16 protein-coding genes and 6 pseudogenes are annotated in these 19,592 nt (G+C 69.9%); 7 read left to right on the top strand and 15 right to left on the bottom strand.

Annotated features, from left to right (window positions below; all coding sequences use genetic code 11):
* Positions 1-193: 193 nt before the first annotated feature.
* The 5 genes and pseudogenes from AAFF41_RS44010 to AAFF41_RS51930 all read right to left on the bottom strand — a co-directional run.
* Positions 194-1,906, bottom strand: a complete 1,713-nt coding sequence (locus AAFF41_RS44010) for an ABC transporter ATP-binding protein (RefSeq protein ID WP_319750887.1) — start codon at positions 1,904-1,906, stop codon at positions 194-196.
* Positions 1,907-2,055: 149 nt separating this feature from the next.
* Entirely contained in the window at positions 2,056-2,172 is a 117-nt protein-coding gene (locus AAFF41_RS44005; protein WP_054233519.1) for a SapB/AmfS family lanthipeptide, read from the bottom strand.
* Positions 2,173-2,253: 81 nt separating this feature from the next.
* Positions 2,254-4,902 (bottom strand): class III lanthionine synthetase LanKC, encoded by a 2,649-nt coding sequence (gene lanKC, locus AAFF41_RS44000; protein ID WP_319750888.1) that lies wholly within the window; start codon positions 4,900-4,902, stop codon positions 2,254-2,256.
* A gap of 189 nt (positions 4,903-5,091) precedes the next feature.
* Positions 5,092-5,205 (bottom strand): annotated as a pseudogene (locus AAFF41_RS43995) (IS110 family transposase); the annotation flags it as partial.
* Between the two features lie 289 nt (positions 5,206-5,494).
* A pseudogene (locus AAFF41_RS51930) lies at positions 5,495-5,778 on the bottom strand (IS630 family transposase); the annotation flags it as partial.
* Between the two features lie 59 nt (positions 5,779-5,837).
* On the opposite strand from AAFF41_RS51930, the gene AAFF41_RS43990 reads away from it, so the two are divergent.
* A complete protein-coding gene (locus AAFF41_RS43990; RefSeq protein WP_319750889.1) occupies positions 5,838-6,134 on the top strand; it encodes a YncE family protein in 297 nt (98 codons plus the stop codon).
* Positions 6,135-6,324: 190 nt separating this feature from the next.
* Here the strand turns inward: AAFF41_RS43990 and AAFF41_RS43985 are convergent.
* From AAFF41_RS43985 to AAFF41_RS43960, 6 genes and pseudogenes are all read right to left on the bottom strand, one after another.
* Positions 6,325-6,611 (bottom strand): annotated as a pseudogene (locus AAFF41_RS43985) (transposase); the annotation flags it as partial.
* Between the two features lie 170 nt (positions 6,612-6,781).
* Positions 6,782-7,762: an aldo/keto reductase gene (locus AAFF41_RS43980; protein ID WP_319750890.1), complete on the bottom strand. Its 981-nt coding sequence runs from the start codon at positions 7,760-7,762 to the stop codon at positions 6,782-6,784.
* A 253-nt stretch (positions 7,763-8,015) separates the two neighbouring features.
* Complete coding sequence (locus AAFF41_RS43975; protein ID WP_343325835.1) at positions 8,016-8,801, bottom strand: NAD(P)-binding domain-containing protein; 786 nt, start codon at positions 8,799-8,801, stop codon at positions 8,016-8,018.
* 160 nt (positions 8,802-8,961) lie between these two features.
* Positions 8,962-9,339 carry a hypothetical protein gene (locus AAFF41_RS43970; protein ID WP_319750892.1) on the bottom strand — a complete coding sequence of 126 codons (378 nt, stop codon included), beginning with the start codon at positions 9,337-9,339 and terminating at the stop codon, positions 8,962-8,964.
* Between the two features lie 490 nt (positions 9,340-9,829).
* Positions 9,830-10,417: pseudogene (locus AAFF41_RS43965) on the bottom strand (IS30 family transposase); the annotation flags it as partial.
* A gap of 3 nt (positions 10,418-10,420) precedes the next feature.
* Positions 10,421-10,858 (bottom strand): annotated as a pseudogene (locus AAFF41_RS43960) (ATP-binding protein); the annotation flags it as partial.
* Positions 10,859-11,171: 313 nt separating this feature from the next.
* Here AAFF41_RS43960 and AAFF41_RS43955 point away from each other — a divergent pair.
* Complete coding sequence (locus tag AAFF41_RS43955; protein ID WP_343325834.1) at positions 11,172-11,816, top strand: LAETG motif-containing sortase-dependent surface protein; 645 nt, start codon at positions 11,172-11,174, stop codon at positions 11,814-11,816.
* Between the two features lie 266 nt (positions 11,817-12,082).
* On the opposite strand, the gene AAFF41_RS43950 is transcribed toward AAFF41_RS43955, so the two are convergent.
* Positions 12,083-12,259, bottom strand: coding sequence for a transposase (locus tag AAFF41_RS43950; protein WP_415925940.1), 177 nt, complete (start codon positions 12,257-12,259; stop codon positions 12,083-12,085).
* Positions 12,260-12,704: 445 nt separating this feature from the next.
* On the opposite strand from AAFF41_RS43950, the gene AAFF41_RS43945 reads away from it, so the two are divergent.
* Together AAFF41_RS43945 and AAFF41_RS43940 are read left to right on the top strand one after the other, a co-directional pair.
* Complete coding sequence (locus AAFF41_RS43945) at positions 12,705-13,319, top strand: DUF1326 domain-containing protein (protein ID WP_319750894.1); 615 nt, start codon at positions 12,705-12,707, stop codon at positions 13,317-13,319.
* Positions 13,316-14,074 (top strand): DUF2182 domain-containing protein, encoded by a 759-nt coding sequence (locus tag AAFF41_RS43940; protein WP_343325833.1) that lies wholly within the window; start codon positions 13,316-13,318, stop codon positions 14,072-14,074. Before AAFF41_RS43945 ends, AAFF41_RS43940 begins: the two co-directional genes overlap by 4 nt.
* A gap of 438 nt (positions 14,075-14,512) precedes the next feature.
* Here AAFF41_RS43940 and AAFF41_RS43935 read toward each other — a convergent pair whose 3' ends face one another.
* The 3 genes and pseudogenes from AAFF41_RS43935 to AAFF41_RS43925 form a co-directional block, all read right to left on the bottom strand.
* Positions 14,513-15,604: a fatty acid desaturase family protein gene (locus AAFF41_RS43935; protein ID WP_319750896.1), complete on the bottom strand. Its 1,092-nt coding sequence runs from the start codon at positions 15,602-15,604 to the stop codon at positions 14,513-14,515.
* 124 nt (positions 15,605-15,728) lie between these two features.
* The gene (locus AAFF41_RS43930) at positions 15,729-15,932 is read right to left on the bottom strand and encodes a cold-shock protein (protein ID WP_319750897.1); all 204 of its coding nucleotides are present in this window, start codon (positions 15,930-15,932) and stop codon (positions 15,729-15,731) included.
* A gap of 587 nt (positions 15,933-16,519) precedes the next feature.
* Positions 16,520-17,441: pseudogene (locus tag AAFF41_RS43925) on the bottom strand (transposase family protein).
* A 548-nt stretch (positions 17,442-17,989) separates the two neighbouring features.
* Between AAFF41_RS43925 and AAFF41_RS43920 the strand changes: the two are divergent.
* Genes AAFF41_RS43920 through AAFF41_RS43910 form a run of 3 tightly spaced genes read left to right on the top strand, consistent with a single transcriptional unit; the run spans position 17,990 to position 19,520 of the window.
* The gene (locus AAFF41_RS43920) at positions 17,990-18,475 is read left to right on the top strand and encodes a hypothetical protein (RefSeq protein WP_343325832.1); all 486 of its coding nucleotides are present in this window, start codon (positions 17,990-17,992) and stop codon (positions 18,473-18,475) included.
* On the top strand, positions 18,472-18,858 hold the full coding sequence (locus AAFF41_RS43915) for a hypothetical protein (protein WP_343325831.1): 387 nt from the start codon (positions 18,472-18,474) through the stop codon (positions 18,856-18,858). The genes AAFF41_RS43920 and AAFF41_RS43915 overlap by 4 nt, the downstream gene beginning before the upstream one ends.
* Positions 18,855-19,520 carry a hypothetical protein gene (locus tag AAFF41_RS43910; protein WP_343325830.1) on the top strand — a complete coding sequence of 222 codons (666 nt, stop codon included), beginning with the start codon at positions 18,855-18,857 and terminating at the stop codon, positions 19,518-19,520. The genes AAFF41_RS43915 and AAFF41_RS43910 overlap by 4 nt, the downstream gene beginning before the upstream one ends.
* Positions 19,521-19,592: the final 72 nt, after the last annotated feature.

Raw genomic sequence — 19,592 nt, 5'->3', positions numbered from 1 at the left:
GCCCGTCCGGCCAGGAACCCGTCGTCCAGTGCACGCGCGAGGGCGTAGCCGAGGAGGAACGTCTGACCCGTCTCCAGCACCGACCAGCCGGCGAGCCGCACCATCGCCCGTCGGCCGACGTGCGGAAAGCGCAGGGTGCGCAGGGCGCGGTGGCCCAGGTGTCCGTGCAGCCGGTGGAGTCCGTCCCGGTGGGTCACGCTCCTGCCTCCTCCTCTGCGGCCCCGAACACCGCCCGGTAGCCAGGCAGCCGCCGCCACAGCTGTGCATGCGTGCCCACCGCCCGGACCCGCCCCCCGTCCAGCCATGCCACCGTGTCGGCACGGGCGGCCGTCGCGGCCCGGTGGGCCACCACCAGCCGGGTGCCGGTCGCGGCCCTGCCCAGGACAGCCTCGGTGACCTGGTGCTCGGTCACCGTGTCGAGGCTGGAGAGCGCGTCGTCGAGGACGAGCAGACGACCGCGCTGGGCGAACGCCCGGGCGAGGCCCAGGCGTTGGGCCTCGCCGCCGGAGTGCGGGGCGTCGGCGACGGGCGTCGCATAGCCGTCGGGCAGGCGGCGGACGAACGCGTCGGCGCAGGCCGTGCGAGCGGCCTCCCGGACGCGGGCGGGAGAAGGGCAGCGCAGCCCCAGGGCGATCGTGTCCTCGACGGTCGTACCCAGAAGGGCGGGGCGGTCGAAGGCGTACGCGACCGCCGCGCGCAGTTCGGCACGGGAGAGGGCGGGCAGCGCGACGCCGTCCAGCAGCACCTCGCCGGCGTCCGGGTCGGTGAGCCGACCAGCGAGCGCGGCCAGCAGCGACTTGCCCGCACCGGAGCGGCCGACCAGGGCGAGCGTCGTCCCGCCGGGCACGACGAGGTCGACGCCGTCGAGCACCGTGCGTGCGCCGCGTCGGACGCTCACCCCGCGCAGCTCCAGGCGGCCGGGGCCGTCGGGCGGCAGGCTCCGGTCCCCGTGCGTAGGGGCGGGTTCCGCCAGGACCTCGCCCAGGCGGCGGGCCGCCGTGCGGGCGCGGACCAGGCCGGAGAGCTGCCCGACCAGCACGCCGACCCCGGTGGCGAGGACCGCGTAGCGGGAGGCCGCCAGGACGTCTCCGGGGGAGAGCCGGTGCCGGCTGAGCAGCATGCCCGCCACGGCCACGACGGCGAGGTGCAGCAGAGGCGCCACGGCCACCGCCCGCGCCGCCGCCCGCCCCTGTACCCGCCACATCCGCCGACCTGCCCGGGAGAGTTCGGGCAGCGGTCGCAGGATCCGTTCCGCGTCCCGGTCCGCCGTACCCGCCGCGCGGATGGTGCGGGTGCCGCCGACGGCCTCGGCGAGCGCGGACGCGATGCGCCCCTGCACCCGCTGGTAGTCGGCCACGCACGTCGAGGTGTCCCGGGCCAGGGAGCGCAGCAGGAGCGTCAGCAGCGGCGCACCGGTGAGGAACGCGGCCGCGAGCCACGGGTCGATCACACCGAGCGCGACCACGCCCCCCACCGGGCCGGCGAGTGCGGCCAGCAGCGCGGCGCGGGCGCCGGGCGCCGTGCCGGCCTGGGCGGCGTTTCCCACGAGTCGCGCGACGAGGTCGCCGGGGCCGAAGCGGAGCGTCGCACGCGGTCCCAGGGCCAGGACGTGACCGGTCACCCGGCGGCGCAGGAAGGCGGTGGTGCGGGCGTCGAGGGTGCCGGCGAGCACGGTCTCGCACGCATCGAGCACGGTCAGCAGCAGGAGGAGAGTCGCGCAGATCAGCACCCAGCGGGTCGCCGGGGCGTGGGCGAGCAGGAGGTCCAGGGCCCGGCCGAGGGCGGCGGGCAACAGCAGTCCCGCGCCTGTCGCCCCCACGCTCACCAGGCAGAGCGCCGCCCAGCGGGGCCCGCTGTGCCGGCTCGCCGCGGTGAGCAGTCCACCGGTCGTCGGGTCCATCGACATCGCGCACCCCCTCGGAGCATCCGCGCCTCTGCGTTTCTGCGTGTCCGCCCGATCGGGCGGACGACCCCGGGCGGCCCCATCCCTCGCGGGAGCGGACCGCCCGGAGTGCTCAGCGTGAGCCGTTCGTCAGAGCGTTCGGCACCGCTTCGTCAGAGACAGAGCAGAACGCTGGCCGCGCTGATGCACGACAGGAGGCTGACGGTGCTGTTGCCACCGCCGCCGGTGTGCTCGTCGGATTCCATCGTCTGCAGGTCGAGCAGGGCCATGGTGTGTCCTTTCGTCGGTGTCGGTTGTTCGTCCCGTGGGGACAGGGTTGCGTCACGACTCCACCGGATGGCAGAGCCATGTCATAGGGGCCGCCGATGCGGCGGCGGAAGGAACGGCAGGTGCGCGGCAACGCCCTCGTCGCCCGAGCCGAAGGCTGCGGCGAGGGCGAGCAGCGCGCCCGCCGTTCCGGTGGCGAGGTCCATGGAAAGGCGCATCATCTGGTGCCCGGGGAAGGCGAGTTGGCCCTGGTACGGCATCGCCGACCAGCCCAGCCCGGCGATCTGCTCGTCGAGCCGTGCCCGCGTCGCCCCCGGTGCGGTGGTGCGGGCGAGGTGCAGGATCATCCCGGCACGTCCCTGGAAGAGGCCGGGCTGCGCGTAGAAACGGGAGGTGGCCGCAGTGACGATGCCGGCACGGGCCCGCGTGAACTCCGCCCCGGCGTCCGGAACGTGCGCCGCATAGTCGTCGAGCATGAGCCCCACGCCCACGCTCCCGTCCCCGAGATACGGCATGGTCCGCCACCCCTCGTCGACCTCCACCGCGCCCCCCTCACGCTCGGCACAGCACTCCAGGTCCCGCCGCAGCGCCACGCCGGCCGCCTCCAGCAGCGCACGCTCGCCGGTCTCCTCGTACCGCCGGAGGAGGAACAGCGCGGGCCCGCTCGCGCCCCGCATCAGCCCGGCCCGTCGCCGGGGCGCGGCCTTCGCCGGTTCGGCGAGGCGACGTACGAGGAGGTCGGCGGCCTCGGCGGCCCGCTCGCGCAGTTCCGACTCGCCGGTCGTGGCGGCCAGTCGCCCCAGCACCAGGCCGAGGCCGGCCAGGCCGCCCTGGAGGTCCGAGGACAGATGCTGCCAGCGTTCGCGGAGGATACCGTCGACCAGGTCGAGGGCCCGTTGCCGGTGTCCGAGCAGGTCGAGGGTGTGGGCGACGCCCGCGAGACCGTCGTACAGACCGAGCGGGGTGCCCGTCGGGGCCGGGGCAGTGTGGTCCAGGAGCCAGCGTTCGCCCTCGTCGTGGCGTTCGGCGCCGGCCGCCGCCAGGGCGTACAGGACGCCGGCCGCGCCGTGCGCGAGGCCGAGGCCGCCGCCGTCGGAGAACTGGGCGACGTCGCCGGGGTAGAGCCGGTCGTCGCGCTCCGGGGTCGCCGAGGCGAGGATCGCCTTGATCATCGAGTCGCGGCTGTGCGGCCAGTCGCCCGGCTCCACCCGGGAGGCGGGGGCCGACGGCACCCGCTCCGGCGCGCCGGTCCCGCCGACAGGGGCCCCGGTGCCGCAGACATCGCGGGTGATCTCCGCGACCGCCTCGTCCAGGAACTCCCTTGGCACGTCCGGGAACTGCTGCGCGATCACCTCGGCCAGATGGGCCGCCTTGCCCCGGTCGACCACGAGCAGCGTGGTGACGGGCAGGAACAGGGCGAGACGCAGACACGCCAGCGCGTACCGGTCGACGTCGGCGCCCCGGCGGTCCGGTGGCGCGAAGAACCCGGGATGCGCCACGACCTGGCGGCCGTTCTCCTCGGCCGGGGCGGCCGCCTCGAAGTCGATCAGGAACACCGACTCCTCGTCGGGCGCGACCATGATGTTGAAGACGTGCAGGTCGTTGAAGACGATCCCGCGCGCGTGCACCTTCTCCACCGCGCACTCCACCGCCCGGTGGATGCTCACCGCCCATGCCGTGTACGCGGCGACGGCCTGCGGGTCGGGGTCGGGAGAGAGCAGCGGGTGCCGTTCGGCGAAGAAGGAGTTCAGCGGGCGCCCCGCCACGAAGTCCATGACCAGGAAGCGGTGGTCGCCGAGGGTGAACCAGTCCCGCACCTCGGGCACCACCCCGGTCCCCGCCACTGCCTCCAGAGCCCGCTTCTCCCGCTCGAGCCGGGCGATCGCGTCCGCCCCGTCCGAGGCCAGCCCCGCGTGCGGCCGCCCCTCCTTGAGCACCACCTTGCGCCCGTCCCGGGTGTCGGTGCCGGCGTACACTCCGCCGCCGTTGGAGAAGTGCAGCGCCTTCTCGATGCGGTACGGCAGCTCACCCACCGTCGTGGTGTTGCGCGCCGCGAGATGCGGCTCGAGGAACGCCGGCAGCGTCACCCACTCCGGCACCTGGAAGGACGGCGCCCGCCGGTCCGGCACCAACGTGCCCGAGCCGTCGCGCACCGCCGGCACGAGCGAGCCCCGCTCGTCGACGACGTACATGCGCGCGAACGCGCCGTAGCGGACGTACAGCGGCCCGTCGTGCCAGCGCAGATCGGTGAGGATGTAGGGGCCCTCGAAGCCCTCCAACAGGGAACCCAGCTCGCGCAGGACCGTGTGCAGCTGCTCCTCGTCGGCCGGGTAGACGGTGACGAACTTGCCGCTGGTGTCGCGGCCCGCGTACTTGGTGTTGCGCAGATGCAGCAGATGCGGGCCCGGCACGAACTTGAACGGGATGCGGCGGGGGAAGCAGTAGTCCCACACCATCGCCGCGATCCGATCGGCGTTCGCCCGGGTGGCCGAGGCGTGGATCTTCCAGCCCTGGGCCGGCGCCGCCGCCGGGGCGCCGTCCGCGCCGAGCGGCGTGAGTGTCAGCCAGTCGCCGACGCGGGCCCTCGCCCAGCCCTCGGGGATGGGCCTGCGTGCCGTATCGAACAGGGGAACAGTCCCCTGAGCCGCCCCTGCGACGCCCGTCGCCAGCCGGTCGGGTGTCTCGTAGAAGTGCGCGTCCGCCAACGCGTACACCTCGTACCGCTTGTCCATGCCTCCCCTTCCGTGGCCCGCCCAAGAGACTCGCAAGCCGACCTGGGGCACTGACAGTCACGACTGTCACGAGCTCACTGTGCGAAACGCACGGGTAAAGACATGTTCGGCTCGTTTCGATCCCGGCCCCGCACCGCCTCCTGGACACAGGTGCTCCGCAGGTTGCTCTCGTGGGGCGTCGGGCCAGGCCCACGCCAACAGATCCCGATATCCGGCCCGGGCCGCCGGGAACGATCGTGTGGCCGGCAGGGCACCCCACACGGTGAGGACAGCGGCAACGTGGACGTCCTTATGCGTATCCACGCCCGGACCGAGTTCACAGCTCTTGTTGTGACCAGCCTCTTTGGGACGCTGATCGACCGTCGCGGTTGGCACGGGTGCCTCCGTCCGGACCGGTTGGCTGAAGCCGGCTCGACGGATACGGGCGGTCAAGACTGTGACGATGCCCATGCGAAAGCCCCTGTGGAGACACGTCCCTTCGCCGGGTCGGCACGCCCGTTCTCACCACGGTCGCAGATCGACTCTCGGGACAGCGAGGTCAGTTCCAGACCGAGCCAGGCCGTGGTCCGAACGAGACCCCGCCCTTGTCACAGTCCCAGACGAGCGCCATCGGGGCGCCGAGCCGCTGGCGGGCGGTGATCAGTAGATCCCTGTCATCAGTCCAGGTGAAACTGCGTCTGCCGCCCCCTTTGTGATCGACGTGCCGTTTGGGCCGGTGGATCAGACGTGCGCGTTCGCCCTGCTTGTAACAGGCCAGAGCGGCGATCGAGAACCGGCGCTGGGCACGTCCGCGCACCCGAATGACCGGGCGTACGCCCTCGCCTGGCCCAGGTCCGCGTAGTGGGCGGCGTCATCGAGAAGCCTGTGCCTACGTCGCCGACGAGGTCGCAGCACGCGTCCTGGCCGTTGATACCCGCACCCGCAGGACGACTGAGGTGCCCGTCGGCGAAGGCCCCTTCGACGTGGCAATCGGGCCGGACGCCAAATCGGTCTACGCCGCCGTTCTCGGCCCGGGCAAGGTCTCTGTGATCGACATCGCCAGCAACCGCGTCTCGTCGGCCCTCTCCGTGGGCCCTCCCGGCACCGACCCGTTCAACCTTGAGGTCACCAGCCACGCCATCTACGTCACGGAGCAGGCCGCGGGCACCCTCACGGTCATCGACCCCACATCCCGCAAGGTCCTCGCAACGGTCACCGTCGGCAACAGCCCTTACGGCGTGGCAGTGAGTTGAGCTCGTTCTACCTTCCAAGCGCGGGTCGTGCGGCCCGGAGGCCATGGGCGGTGCCGGTGCTCTCGCACGATGCGAGGCAGACGCGTAGTCCCACCAGCACGCGGCCGGGACACGCAAAGACGGGCACTGCGGAAGGAGCCTTCCAGCGGCGTCGGCATCGAAGGGTCCCGCCGCCTCCCCGGCGCGGATGCCGACCGCCGGCAGCCCGCGACCAGGGCACCGCCGCCAGGGCCCGCCGCAGCCGCCGGCATCGACGCGGCCTTGGGCGACAGCAGTGCAGAGCCCGCCATGACCACGGCGGTGTTCGCCCGAGCGACAGCTCGGCCAGCGGCCTCACCGGCCCGTCGCCGCACAGAAGGGCGTGAGACAGCTCGAACAGTGCGTCCGTACGAGCTGTGAGGCAGGAGGAGAACTCGCCCCGGAAGCATCACAGTTCGCCAATGCCTCCTGCCGGGCATCGTGGTGCAGCAGACTCATCCGCACGGCCCACGTGCCGGGCATGTGTGCTCCTTGGTCGAAGCACATGTGCAGACGAAGCCGCCGGCCTGAGCACCGTCTGATCCGGCACGTCCGCCGGCCGGCCAGGGACGACCGCCCGGCGGGCACCTCAATGGAAGAAGTGCCGGAGTCCGGCGCACCGGCCGCGGTCAGGAGTGGCCGAGGACTCGGTGTGGCTGGTACGGGGCCTCCAGGCGGGCGATCTCCTCCTCGCTGAGGGACACCCCCACCGCCGCGACCGCGTCGTCCAGGTGGTTCAGCTTGGTCGCGCCTACGATCGGTGCGCTGATCGCCGGCTTGCCCAGCAACCACGCCAGGGCGATCTGTGCGGGCGGCAGCCCCCGCTCACCGGCGACCTCGCGCACCCTGTCGACCACGTCGAAGTCGGCGTCCCCGTACAGTTCTTCGGCGTACTGGTCGCTTCCCGCGCGGACCGTGAGCTGCTTGCCGCCGCGTTCGCGTGAACCGGCGAGCAGCCCGCGCGCCAGTGGACTCCACGGGAGGCAGCCCACTCCCTGGTCGAGGCAGAGGGGGATCATCTCACGCTCCTCCTCGCGGTAGGTCAGGTTGTAGTGGTTCTGCATCGACACGAACTTCGTCCAGCCGTGTGTCTCCGCGACGTGCTGGGCCTTGGCGAACTGCCAGGCGTACATGCTGGACGCGCCGATGTAGCGCGCCTTGCCGGAGCGCACCACGTCGTGCAGGGCCTCCATGACTTCCTCGATCGGCGTCTCGTAGTCCCACCGGTGGATCTGGTACAGATCCACGTGGTCGGTCCCCAGTCGCCGCAGCGAGGCATCGATGCCGGACAGGATGTGCTTGCGCGACAGGCCGCCGTCGTTGGGTCCGGAGGCCATCGGGAAATAGATTTTCGTGGCGAGCACATAGTCGTCACGGCGGGGGAAGAGCTTGTCGAGCAGCCGTCCGGTGATCTCCTCGCTCACGCCGTGCGAGTACATGTCCGCGGTGTCGAAGAACGTCACCCCGGCCTCCGCTGCCCGCCGCACGATGGGCTCGGCCGCCTCCTCGTCCAGGAACCATGCGCGCTGGGCGGGGTCGCCGTAGCTCATCATGCCGAGACAGACCCGCGAGACCTTCAGCCCTGTCGAGCCCAGCCTGATGTACTTCATGCCTGCACCCCTAGACGTTCGCCACCCGTTGCCTCAGCTTACGCTCGGCCGGCGCTCGCGGTCGTAGGGAAGCATCCAGTCGGCGACGTCCCCGACTGAATGCGCCGTCGTTCGGGTTGCGTTCGCGAGACTCGGCGTAAGGTCACTGTCCGCTGCGGCCCGCCTGATCGCCGCCGCTTCGCACCTCGGCAGGCAGGCAGGTGAGGGCTAGTACCTGTCCGCGCGGCCGGAGGCTGGTGAAGCGGGCGAAGCATCATCCGTGAGGCAATGACCGGACCGGGCCTGTGCCGGGAAGCAAGTGGTCGTGGAGCTCACAGTGGTGGGGCGTCGGTATCGGGCACCATGTCATGGCTGCTCTGCGTTCGCTGCTCCTGTACGGTCTCCAGGCTGCGGCCTTGTCCGAGAGGGCGGGGGAAAGGGCCGGGCAGGTGCGTCGGGGGTGTATGCGGCTGAGACAGGGCCCGGTAGAAGGTGCTGGACTGGACGTCAGAAGACGCTTGCAGCCCAACCGGTAATCCGGTGTCAGCTGCCGGCGTAGCTGCCGGTCGCGGACCGCGAGCCGCAGGTGTGCGCGGGTGCCTGCCTCGAGGAGGCGGGCACCCTGAGGGCGGCGGCAGGCGTGGCCAAAGCCTTCCTGCAGGGCGTACCGCCCGGCACGCAGGGCGCCGCGCGCACCGGGTACGCGGTCCAGAAGCCGGTTGAACGCCGCGGGTAGCAGCAGATCGGACTTGGGCAGCACCCACTGGGCGGTGCGCTGGAAGAGGCCCACGGACGCAGCCTGGGCTTCGATGGCCGGGACGACCTGGACGGCGGAGGCCCCGCTCCCCACCACGGTCACCCGCCGCCCGGCCGAGTCGACGCCGTGGTCCCACCGGGCGGTATGCAACACGGGACCGTTGAACTCCTCGATTCCGGGGACCTCCAGGCGGCGCGGGACGTGCCACGGGCCGGTGGCCAGGACCAGTACCGCCGCGCCGCAGGGCCCGTAGCTGGTCTCCAGCAGCCAGCGGCCGGCCATAGATCCGGCGGGTGCTGTCATTCCGTCAGCCGCCTGGAACAGGGTCTCCAGGCCGGGACGGGAGACCCCAAACGCGACCTCTGCGCCGCGTCACCGCCACCACCACCGCCTTCGGCCGCCGCAGGCCTCATTGCTGTCCGGGGTGGTCATGCCCGTGCGGCACCCCGTGGGAGCGCGCGGGCTACCGGCCGGTGTCTGCGTACTGGGTGTTGCAGTAGTCGACGCTGTCGATGACCACGCATGCCGTGAAGAGGACGATGGGATTGCTCTGGATGTCGGTGGTTTCGCTGCAGGTGTTGTTGCCCTTGAAGTTCGACAGCGTCTGAAGGTTTCCGATCTTGCGGTAGTAGTGGACGGCGACCCCGTAGCCGTCCGCATGGACGTCGCAGATCCTGACGGCGCCGTTCGCACCGTAGGACACGGCCTGCGCGCGGGTGTAAGCGCCGTAGGCGACGATGGAGGTGCGGTTGGCGGCGTGCGCCGGTCCCGAAAGCGCCAGTGCACCCAGCAGAGCCGCGCCGGCGGTCAGTACGCGCCCCGTCTTCCGATACCTGGTCATGATCTTTCCCTTCTCGTCGGCCCGTTGGGCCTAAAGGTCCCCCGTGGCGTGTGCCGTCGGGCTGGGCGAGGCCGGTCGAAGTCCTGTCGGGCATCGAGCTTTCCGGCCGCGGCTTTGTCTGGCAGCCCCCTGCTGCCACTTCGGACAATCCCGTAGCGCTGAGGCTGCCGTTGACCAGGACGCCGGGGAGCGTGTCGCCATCTATGCCGCCTGGCCAGGGACTTCCACAGAGCGCCAGGCCGGGTGTCGGAGCTCATGAGTGCCTCCTGCCGCGGTCGCTACGGTTTCACCCTGAGAGGGAGGCGAGCCCCCGGAATGTGACATCGACGCCCCCGGAGGTGACCCACATCTCACTGTTCGACAGTGCGTGTTCCGCGCCTGGACGCAGTCGGAATCCAGGCAAGGAGCTGGGTGAGGCAGTTCAGGCCTGACCGCTGCGGGACTCCTCCCCGTCCTGGGCGAATTCCAGGGGTCGTTGCAACACAGGTGATCAACTGGCTGTTGCCAGGAGCTTGGCGAGGCGCTCGGCCGAGGTTTCCCAGCGGAGCGTTTTGCGTGGGCGGCTGTTGAGTTCGGCGGCCACGGCGTCCAGCTCTTCTGGTCCGTCGCGGGCCAGGTCGGTGCTCTGGGGAAGGTACCGCCGGAGCAGGCCGTTCGTGTTCTCGTTTGAACCGCGTTGCCAGGGGCTGCCGGGATCGCAGAAATAGACCGGCATGTCCGTGGCGGTGCTGAACTCACTGTGCAGGTGCATCTCGGAACCCTGGTCCCAGGTGAGAGAGCGTCTGAGATGAGCGGGGAGGGCTGAGACTGCCTGGATGAGCGCGTCGCGGACCTGGGCGGCCCGGCGGCCGTCGGACAGGTGGATGAGGGCGACGAAGCGGCTGGAGTGCTCGACGAGTGTGCCGATTGCGGACTTGTCGGCCTTGCCGATGATGAGGTCGCCTTCCCGGTGCCAAGGAATGGCCCGGTCTGCCGCTTCTGCGGGACGCTCGCTGATCACCACCATGTCTTTGGCCATGCGGGGCTGACGCTTGTAGGACTGGCGGTGCGGCCGGCACATAACCCGGCCGGTCCGCAGGGCCGCGTGGCCGCCGGCCGGCTCGGCCAGGATCCGGCTGGTCTTGGCGAAGCGGACGTTCGCGCCCTGGCGGACGGCCAGGTGACCGAGGGCCTGGGCGACGTGGGTCTTGCCGACCCCGACCGGGCCGAACAGGATGACGGACTCGCCCGCGTGCAGCCAACGCAAAGCTCCCAGGTCGCGGATCTGGGCGGCGGCCAGTTTCGGGGAGGCCGCGAAGTCGAACTCCTCCAGGGTGACCCGCTGCTCGAACTTCGCTTCGCACAGGCGGCGTTGGAAGGCGACGCTCTCGCGTCGGGTGATCTCGTCCTGACAGAGGACCTGGAGGAAGTCAAGGTGGCCGAGCTCGCCTCCATGGGCCCGCACGAGGCGGGCCTACAGGGTCTCCAGCATCCCGGACAGCCGCAGGATCGACTGGCGTGCGGCCGGTTCCTGACTCATGGCGGTTTCCTGCGCATCGTGGTGAGGTCCACGGTGGCGCCGACCGCCATATGTGGGAGGCCTTCAGCGTTACGGGCAGCCCCCTCAGCGGCTTGTCGCCCTGAGCTGGGTGACGTCTCAGCTAGGGGGCGCGTTCAGGCTCCCCATGGGGATAGGTGACATGATGAGCCGCTCCGACCGGGCCCTTGGGCTCCTCGAAGCCATCCGCGGGCGTGCGCCCGCGGCCAGCGGGGGCCCCGAGCCGGGCACCCCACGTGGAACATTCCCTGGGGAGGGACCTGTGATATCCAAGCGTGCCGTCACCGCTGCCGCCGTGACCGCAACCGCTGCCGTGCTCCTGGCCTCCGGTGACGCCTATGCCTGCAGCATCGGCGACTTCAGCGCGAAGGCGACGTGCGACACCAGCACCGGCGAGGCCCGGGCCGCCATCACGATCACGGACAAGGACCCCTCCGGCACGCCCGCGGACATCACCGTGCGGATCCGGATGGCGGTCGGTACCGACGGCGAAACCGTCGGCACCGGACACATCGACCACCCCACGGCGGCAGGTGCGAGCACGACGATCCCGGTGCCGTGGCTCCAGGGCTACCAATGGAACGTCTCGGTGACGGCGGGCAACCTCGTCGACGAGCGCCTGACGGACCTGCCGATCTCCCCTGACACCCCCTGCGTGCCGGCCACTTCCCCCACGTCCGGCACCCCGACGGTCGGGCCGGCCCCCTCGGTGTCGCCGACCGCCGGCGTCACACCGACCTCGCCGGCCGCCGCGCCGTCGGCCTCGACGTCCTCAGCCCCTTCGACGTCCGCTTCCTCGCCCGTTGCGGGGACCAGGCTCGCCGAGACCGGAGGCGGCAGCGACACCGGTCTGATCGCCGGATCGGCCGCCGCGGCGATCGCCGCCGGCACAGGCGTGCTGTTCGTCATGCGCCGCCGCACGACGGCCGGACGGCACTGACCACGGAACCGCGCCGGGAGGACAGGGGTCGTATGCATCTGACCATACGTACGGTCCCTGCCCAGCGACCCACCCGCTCGCATGGGTCGGGTCGCCATCTCACCCGCTCCACGTGGTGGCCTGTAGGGCACAGGTCCCAGTCCTCCCACGTCTGTTCGCTACCAGATCTCCCACGTCCGTTCGCTTAAGAGAGCATCTGATCAGTGTTCACGCGGAAGTGAGTGGGATGTCCGTCTCGATTCGCCAGGTTGGCGCTCATTCTCCCGTCAGTTCGCGGACATTTTGTTGGCCATCGCCCAGTGGATCATCGTCAGGGATCTCCGCGGAAGAGCTTCGTAGTCCCGCGCCAGGCGACGGTGCTGCATCAGCCAGCCGAAGGCCCGCTCGATCACCCACCGCTTCGGCAGCGGCTCGAACCCCTTCACCCGTGGCCGCTGCACCACCTCGACATCGATGTGCCCGACGGGTCTTGTCGCGTAACGGGTCGTGGACCTGCTGGGTGGTGCCGTCGGCCTCCCACTTCGCGTAGTAGTCGTAGACGGTCTTGTAGGGCGGGAAGTCGTGCGGCCCAAAACATGACGTCTCCACCCCCGACGGTGCCGGATCACAGGTGCGCGACCTTCGGCATCTCGGTGGTGCGGGCGACGAGCGCGCCGGCCACGACCACCAGAGCTCGGAGTTCGAACGGGCGATGAAGAGGACGTCGTCGAATCCAGGGCCGCGGGCGCCCCCACGACCCGGTGTCAGGACGGTGAGCTGCGCTGGCTGCGGATCTGCGCGACGGGGGTCGTCGGGAATAGTCTGGAGAAGAGCGGCACCGGGACGGAACGGAGCCTCCCGATGCATTCCCGTTACTGAGGGGGACGTAGAAGAGGGAGGCGAAGAGCCATGCCCTGGAATCTGAGCGGCACGTATCTGGAGAGCTGCAACTGCGACGTGGTGTGCCCCTGCACCACCTCGGGCCTCACCGCACCGGCCGACCACGAACGCTGCCAGGTGACCTTCGCGTTCCACGTGGACAGCGGGAACGTGGACGGCGTGGACGTCTCCGACCGCAGCGTCGCCGTCTTCATCGACGCGCCCCGGGTGATGGCCGAAGGCGGCTGGCAGGTGGCGCTGTACCTAGACGCTTCGGCCGACGACGGCCAGGCGGAGGCGCTGGGCAAGGTCTTCTCCGGCCAGGCCGGCGGGCCGATGGCGGCGCTCACTCCGCTCATCGGCGAGGTCCTCGGCGCGGAGCGCGTTCCCATCGACTACCGCGACGACGGCCGCCGCCACGCCGCACGGGTGGGCAGCGCCATCGACATCGAGATCGAGGACCAAATTGCCCCACAGTTCGGCGAGGACGGTCCGGTCATGGGCCTGACCGGCATGTTCCACCCGGTGAACAGCACGCTGACCATTGCCCGGTCCACCCGGGCGACGGGCGACGGCGTGTACGGCCGGTCCTGGGACTTCTCCGGCGGCAACGGACATTCGGCGCCCTTCACGTGGTCAGCGTGACCGGTCGGCAGGTCACCGTCCGCCGCGGGGCGAATCCCGCCGGACTGCTGCTGGTCGCGGCGGCTACCGCCTGGGTCTGGGTGGTGACACGCTGGGGCGGCATACAGGCGATACCGGGCACCATGGGCCTGGGCCTGCTCCCTTTCCTGACCATGTGGACACTGATGACGGCTGCGATGATGCTGCCCGCCACGGCGCCCGTCGCTGCGCTGTACGCCCGCACCATCACCGTGCACCGGGCACCGCGCATGGTCGTTTTCACGGTCGCCTACCTGCTTGTCTGGGCGACGGCCGGACTGCCCGCGTACGGGCTGGCCGCCGGCCTGGGCCGCGCGGCGAGCCTCCCCGCCGTGGCGGGAACCGCAGTGGCCGCGGCCGTGTTCGCGGTCAACGGCGTCTACCAACTCACGCCCCTCAAAGACCGCTGCCTGGCGAGGTGCCGCTCGCCGATCGGGCTCATGCTGCGCTACGCCTCGTACCCGGGGCCCTCGCGCGATCTGCGTGCCGGAGCCCACCACGGGGCCTTCTGTCTGGGCTGCTGCTGGTCGCTGATGGTGTTGCTGACGGCGTTCGGTGTGATGAACCTGTGGGCCATGGCGGTCCTGACCGCGGTGATCACCACTGAGAAGCTGGCTCCGGCCGGCCGCCTGGTGGCCCGTGCCGTGGGAATCGCCTCGATCGCCCTGGCCGGCGCCGTTTTCTGGGTCCCGGCGTTGGCTCCGGGCCTCACCGGTAGCGGCATGGCCGGGATGTGAGGACGGGGCCATGCCCACCGAGACATCACACTTGGATGGGACGGCGACCGGGGTCACTTTCAAGGAGAGCATGCCGCCGGCCGCAGCCCGGGCGCCTCCCGATGTCATGTACATCGGGTACGTCGAGGCCGCACGAGCCCGAGCTGCCTCCTCCCCCACCCGCGCCCACCGCCTCGCCGCCCAACGCCCCGCCCCCTACATCGCCTTCGACGCCCTGCAACTGCCGTCCGGCGACGTCCGGCCGCGCCCGTACAGCGAGCGCCGGTCTGCAGCAGCTGCGCGCACACGGTCGCTTCGGCGGCGAGGCCGGCCGGGCTGCCCAGGACGGGGAAGACGGCGCGGACGCGGGCGGCGACGTCCTCCTGGAGGGTGTGCCCGCCGCACTCCGTCGAGACGGCGCTCAGCGTATGTCCGTCGACCGGCACCGGCGGCAGGTGCTCAGTACTCCATTTCGGGGCGCAGGGGGCCGCCGACCGCATGGAGGTGCCGCAGCACTTGGGCGTAGGAGTCGAGGAGTCCGGTCTCGTAGTAGGCGATGCCGTGCCGGGCGCAGAAGGTGCGCACGAGTTCCTGGGCATGGCGCAGGCTGGGCCGCGGCATGGAGGGGAACAGGTGGTGTTCGATCTGGTAGTTCAGTCCGCCAAGTGCGAAATCGGTGAACCGGTGGCCCCGGATGTTGCGTGAGGTCAGTACCTGCCGACGCAGGAAGTCGATCTTGTCGTCCTTGGCGAAGACGGGCATGCCCTTGTGGTTGGGGGCGAACGAGCACCCCATGTACAGCCCGAACAGCCCTTGGTGCACGACGAGGAAGCACACGGCCTGGACGGGAGACAGGACCAGGAACACGGCGGCGAGATAGCCGCCGAGATGCGCCGTCAGCAGTCCCGCCTCGGCCAGTTTGGCCGCCCGCGAGGTTGCGGTACCGGTGCGGTCCAGCAGCGCCCGTACTCCGGCGATGTGCAGGGCGAGTCCTTCCAGGAGCAGCATCGGGAAGAACAGCCAGGCCTGGTGACGGGCCAGCCATGCGTACGCTCCGCTGCGGACCCGGGCGTGGTCCTGGGTGAAGGCGATCGCGCCGTCGGCGATGTCGGGGTCGCGGTCGACGTGGTTGGGGTGGGAGTGGTGCCGGTTGTGCTTGTTGATCCACCAGCCGTAACTGAGGCCGATCAGCAAGTCGGCGTGCACACGGCCGAGCACGTTGTTGACTCGTTTGGAGGCAGCGATCTGGTGGTGTCCGGCGTCGTGCCCGATGAACCCGGTCTGGGTGAACATCACCGCGAGGAAGGCTGCGGTCAGCAGCTGCCACCACGACTGTCCGATCAGGGCGAACGCGGCCCAGCCCGCGGCCAGCAGGAACAGGTTCGCCCCGACCTTGACGAAGTAGTAGCCCGGCCTCCGTTTCAGCAACCCGCTCTGTTTCACCTCGCGGGACAGTGCGGCGTAGTCGCTGCCCCGGCCGCCGGGCGGGGGTTTAGCCATCTCGGTGTGATCCGCCGGACCGGTGCCCCGGATGGTGATGTCAGTGGTCACAGTGTTCCTTTCGGCGTACACGGGCGCTGCGTCCGACACAACGGCGGGGCACCGCAAGTGGCAGCCGTTCGGAAGCAGCACGAGGCAGGTCCGCGGCGCGGGGCCTGCCTCAGATTGAGGTGTCTCAGAGCGCGCGGACCTGGTCGGCCTGCACGCCCTTGGGGCCCTGGCTGGCGGTGAACTGCACCCGCTGGTTCTCCTCCAGGGAGCAGAAACCCCCCGTGTCGATCACTGAGTGGCGGCCGAAGATGTCGGCGCCGCCCTCATCGGGGGCGATGAAGCCGAAACCTTTGTCCGGATTGAACCACTTCACGGTTCCTTGAGCCACGTGACGTCTCCTTCGAGGTGGCGAGAAGTGCGGAGAACGCGCACTCGCACGATCCCGGGCTGCCAGCCGCCAGCCGTCGAAGAAAACCCCCGAGAACGGCGAAGCACCCGCTGCCAGAACTCCGCGGGCGCTTCCACGTTCGCAAACTTCAACTACAACCACTCGCTACAACGTCCGGAGCGCCGGGAACGTTCCCGGTTGGACGGGGAAGGGTCCGGCGACACCCGGGCGGGTCCGGGTCCGGGTCCGGGTCCGGGTCCGGGTCCGGGTCCGGGTCCGGGTCCGGGTCCGGGTCCGGGTCCGGGTCCGGGTCCGGGTCCGGAAGGGAGTATTACGGTTGCGCACCGAGCGCATCACGCATGCCGCCATCCGTTTCGGCTTCGGCGTCACCCTCGGGGAACGGCGAGGCCGGAGCACATCGGGTCCCGCTGCCCGTAGCCGTCACTCCTCGCGAGGAACCTGTGGCTCCTCGGGGATGGGAAGCGGCTGTCCGGTGGGGCCCGTTCTGCGACCATCCGGACCGACTAACGACGTGGTGCGCGATTGAGGGCTGGGGGTGCCGGCCTGGCGGTTCGGCTGATGGGTGATCACCTTTCGGCGGCGCGGTCGGAGACTAGGCCGACTTACGGCCGTGTAGGTCTCCTCGAAGTATTCGCGTCGTCCGAGAAACCGCTGGAGGGTTCGCCACTGTTTGTGCTCGGCGTGGGCGTGTTCTACGCAGATCCGTTCCGAGGATTGCTGGTGACGCTCCGCGTCCCAGGTGGCGACCTCCGCCGGTGTCGCGTCCTTCTTCGGCTTGAGCGGCGGGGCCTGGACCTGGTTGGGGAACTCCTTGGCCAGGCCCCGGTACCCGGCGTCGACCTTGGCCTCAACCTCGGGAAACCGCTCGAACAGGTCGGCGGTGCCCTCGGTCCGCAGCGCCGTCTGGTCGTGCATGCGGCCGGGGCGGAACGCCCCGGCCCACAGCGTGCGTCCCTCGCCGTCGGTGACGACGGTCGCCTTCTTGGTGTTCATCTTCTTCTTGCCCGAGACGTACGCGCGACGGCCCGGCTTGTTCGCGCACGGGCGGCGGACCTGGACCTCGGTGCCGTCAATGCGCAGCTCGACGCCCTCGGCCGCGGCATAGGCGAAGACGTCCGCCAGGGTACGAAGTCGCAGGTCGGGGTGGCCGGGGACGGCGAAGTCGCGGGCAGCCGGCAGCGGACGGATCTCGCGGATCGCGCGGGTGACCGTGGAGCGGTCTACCCGACAGAGCTCCGCCAGGGCCGCGTGCGGGAGTTGGAAGCGCAGCGCCACCAGGGTGACGACGACGCGGTCGACGAACACCAGCTCGTGGTCCGGGCCCGCCCCGGGCGCGCGCATACGCTCGTGACCTCGACGTTCTCGCAGCCGGGACTCCTCAGCTGCCATCCAGGCGCCGGCGACCTCGACGACGAGTTTGCCGAGCCGCCGCGGCTGGCGGCCGGTGAAGATACGCTTGGACAAGGCCGTGCAGCCCAGGTATTGCATCACAACAACACCCAAGCCGCACGGCCTACTTCATGCCTCGGCAGTGCCTCGATCATGATCACGCACCACGTCGTAAGGTACGGCCTATGTCTGATAGATCGATGTCTACGGGCCGCCTATGGGCAGTCCTGCTCGGGGTCGACGCTGTGGCTACTGCGTCGACGATCGTGGTGTGGAGGCAGAGCGGAACACCGTGGATCGAAACCTTGGTCAGTTCGGGTGTGGTTGCTCTTGCGGTCCTGATAGCCGGCCCATGGGCGATAAGGCGGACCAGGGCAAGGGTCGAGGAAGCAATGCGGCAACAGCATTGATCCAGTTCGGTCGCCTCTGAGAGTGCCGTACGTGACGTAATGCCCGCTTCGGTCTTGGGGTTGGGTAAGGGGCCCTGGTCGGCGGGGTGGGTTGGTGGTCAGGTGCGGGGCTGAGTGAACAGGCCGGGTTCGGATTCGGTGAGGGTGCCCCGTGTGACCAGGCGTTTCAGCTTGCACCGGATGCCTTCGGTGTTCTTCGGGAGTGGCCGGCCTGGTCTCCGACCGCGCCGCCGCGAGGTGATCACCCATCTTCTCTTTGAGCCGCAGGAATGGCTGAGCCACCGAACTCCCGAGGCGACCATGCACTACGCGAAGCTCACCCCGAACACCCGAGCCAGCGCTGACCACGACGCCGGCTACTTCGCGAGGAACGTACGCACCATCGAAGTCGTCGTCGACCGCGACGCGGTCACCTCCGGCGCCGCCGCCGGCGGCGAACCCTGGCAGTACTACGACCTCGGCCACGGCTGGTGCACCTCCACCCTCTTCGAGCGGTGCCAGCACGGCATGGCCTGCGCACGCTGCGACTTCTACACCCCGATGGAATCCAGCAAGGGCCAGCTGCTGGAGGCGAAAGACAACCTGCAGGAGATGCTGGCCAATATCCCGCTCACCGATGATGAACGCGCCGCCGTCGACGACGGGCAGACCGCCCTCGACAAGCTCCTCGAACACCATCCAGGCGTGGGCCAGCACGAGAAGATGCCAGAGTCACCGTCGTGACCTTGATGAACGTGCTCGTCGACTTCGCCCCGCGCGCGCAGGATTTCGTTCCGCCGGCGAGGAAGGCCATCGCCGACCCGAACGTGGAGCTGCACGTCAAGATGACGGGACTGGAACGATTCGGAGACTTCATGGACGCTGCCAAGCGCGGCCTGCCGGCTGGTGAAGCCGGCCATTCCACAGACTACGAGATGTCCTTGATCGCGAGAGCCGTCGCCAATGGTCAACGCGCGTGGAGTTCGGTAAAGTTCTCTTATCCGCGTCCCGATGGCACCATGCAGTTCAAGCCGATGGATATGCCGGATCTGTCACAGTTGGGGAAACTTAAGCCCGTAGACGGGGGCAAATTCGGGTACTGCCACCACGGTCAAGGAATCCGATGAATATGGACGCCCACCGGAAAGACCTGTACCCGGACGTGACTGCTTCGGGTGGCCTTGGGCCAGCCATGCGAGAGGCAGCACAGCTGCGCGGGTGCGACACCGGGCTGGGACCGTGGGCCGTCGACGTCGTCAGCATCCAAACGACGAGGGGTTTCCTGTCGGTCGATCCTGCGACCGAGGAACGCCTTTTTCGGTTGAGTGTCGGCATTCCCGGGTTCGACTGGGAGATCGGCTCCACGGAGGATCTTGGATTGCTTGTGGAAGCGGTCGCCGCATGGCGGGAAGGCATACCGCTCGACGAGCTGGAGGAGAGATTCGAGTTCATGGAGCTCGACGAATTCGTCGGGGCGCTCGAACGCGGAGAGCCCACCTCTTCTCAGTGGGCTGAACTCCTGTCGTCCGACTTCAACCGGCGCCGATGGAACCTCCTGCGCCGCCTCCGTGCGGATGAGGTACTGCGGGACATGTTCCCGACCATCTCGCACGGTGCCGTGCGCCTGTGCGTGGATGCGATGGACGGAAGGAGCCGTCAGGTTCTGGTGGACGAGGTGAACGGGGAACTCTATGAGGTCATGCGCGTAGGGCTGCCAGGGGCCAGCTGGGTCGAGGTGCCGGCCGGTGATCTGATCGCCTACCTGCGAGCTGCCTTGAACGAAGAGTGATCTCGACAGATCGATGAGGTCGAACCCCGCCAGGTAATTCCTGGCGGGGTTTCTTTGTGCGTGCCCACGTGG

Source organism: Streptomyces mirabilis (assembly GCF_039503195.1).
In the GTDB taxonomy this organism is placed as follows: domain Bacteria; phylum Actinomycetota; class Actinomycetes; order Streptomycetales; family Streptomycetaceae; genus Streptomyces; species Streptomyces mirabilis_D.
Note: the sequence above shows the minus strand (reverse complement) of the source record. Positions and strands in the feature narration are given on the sequence as shown.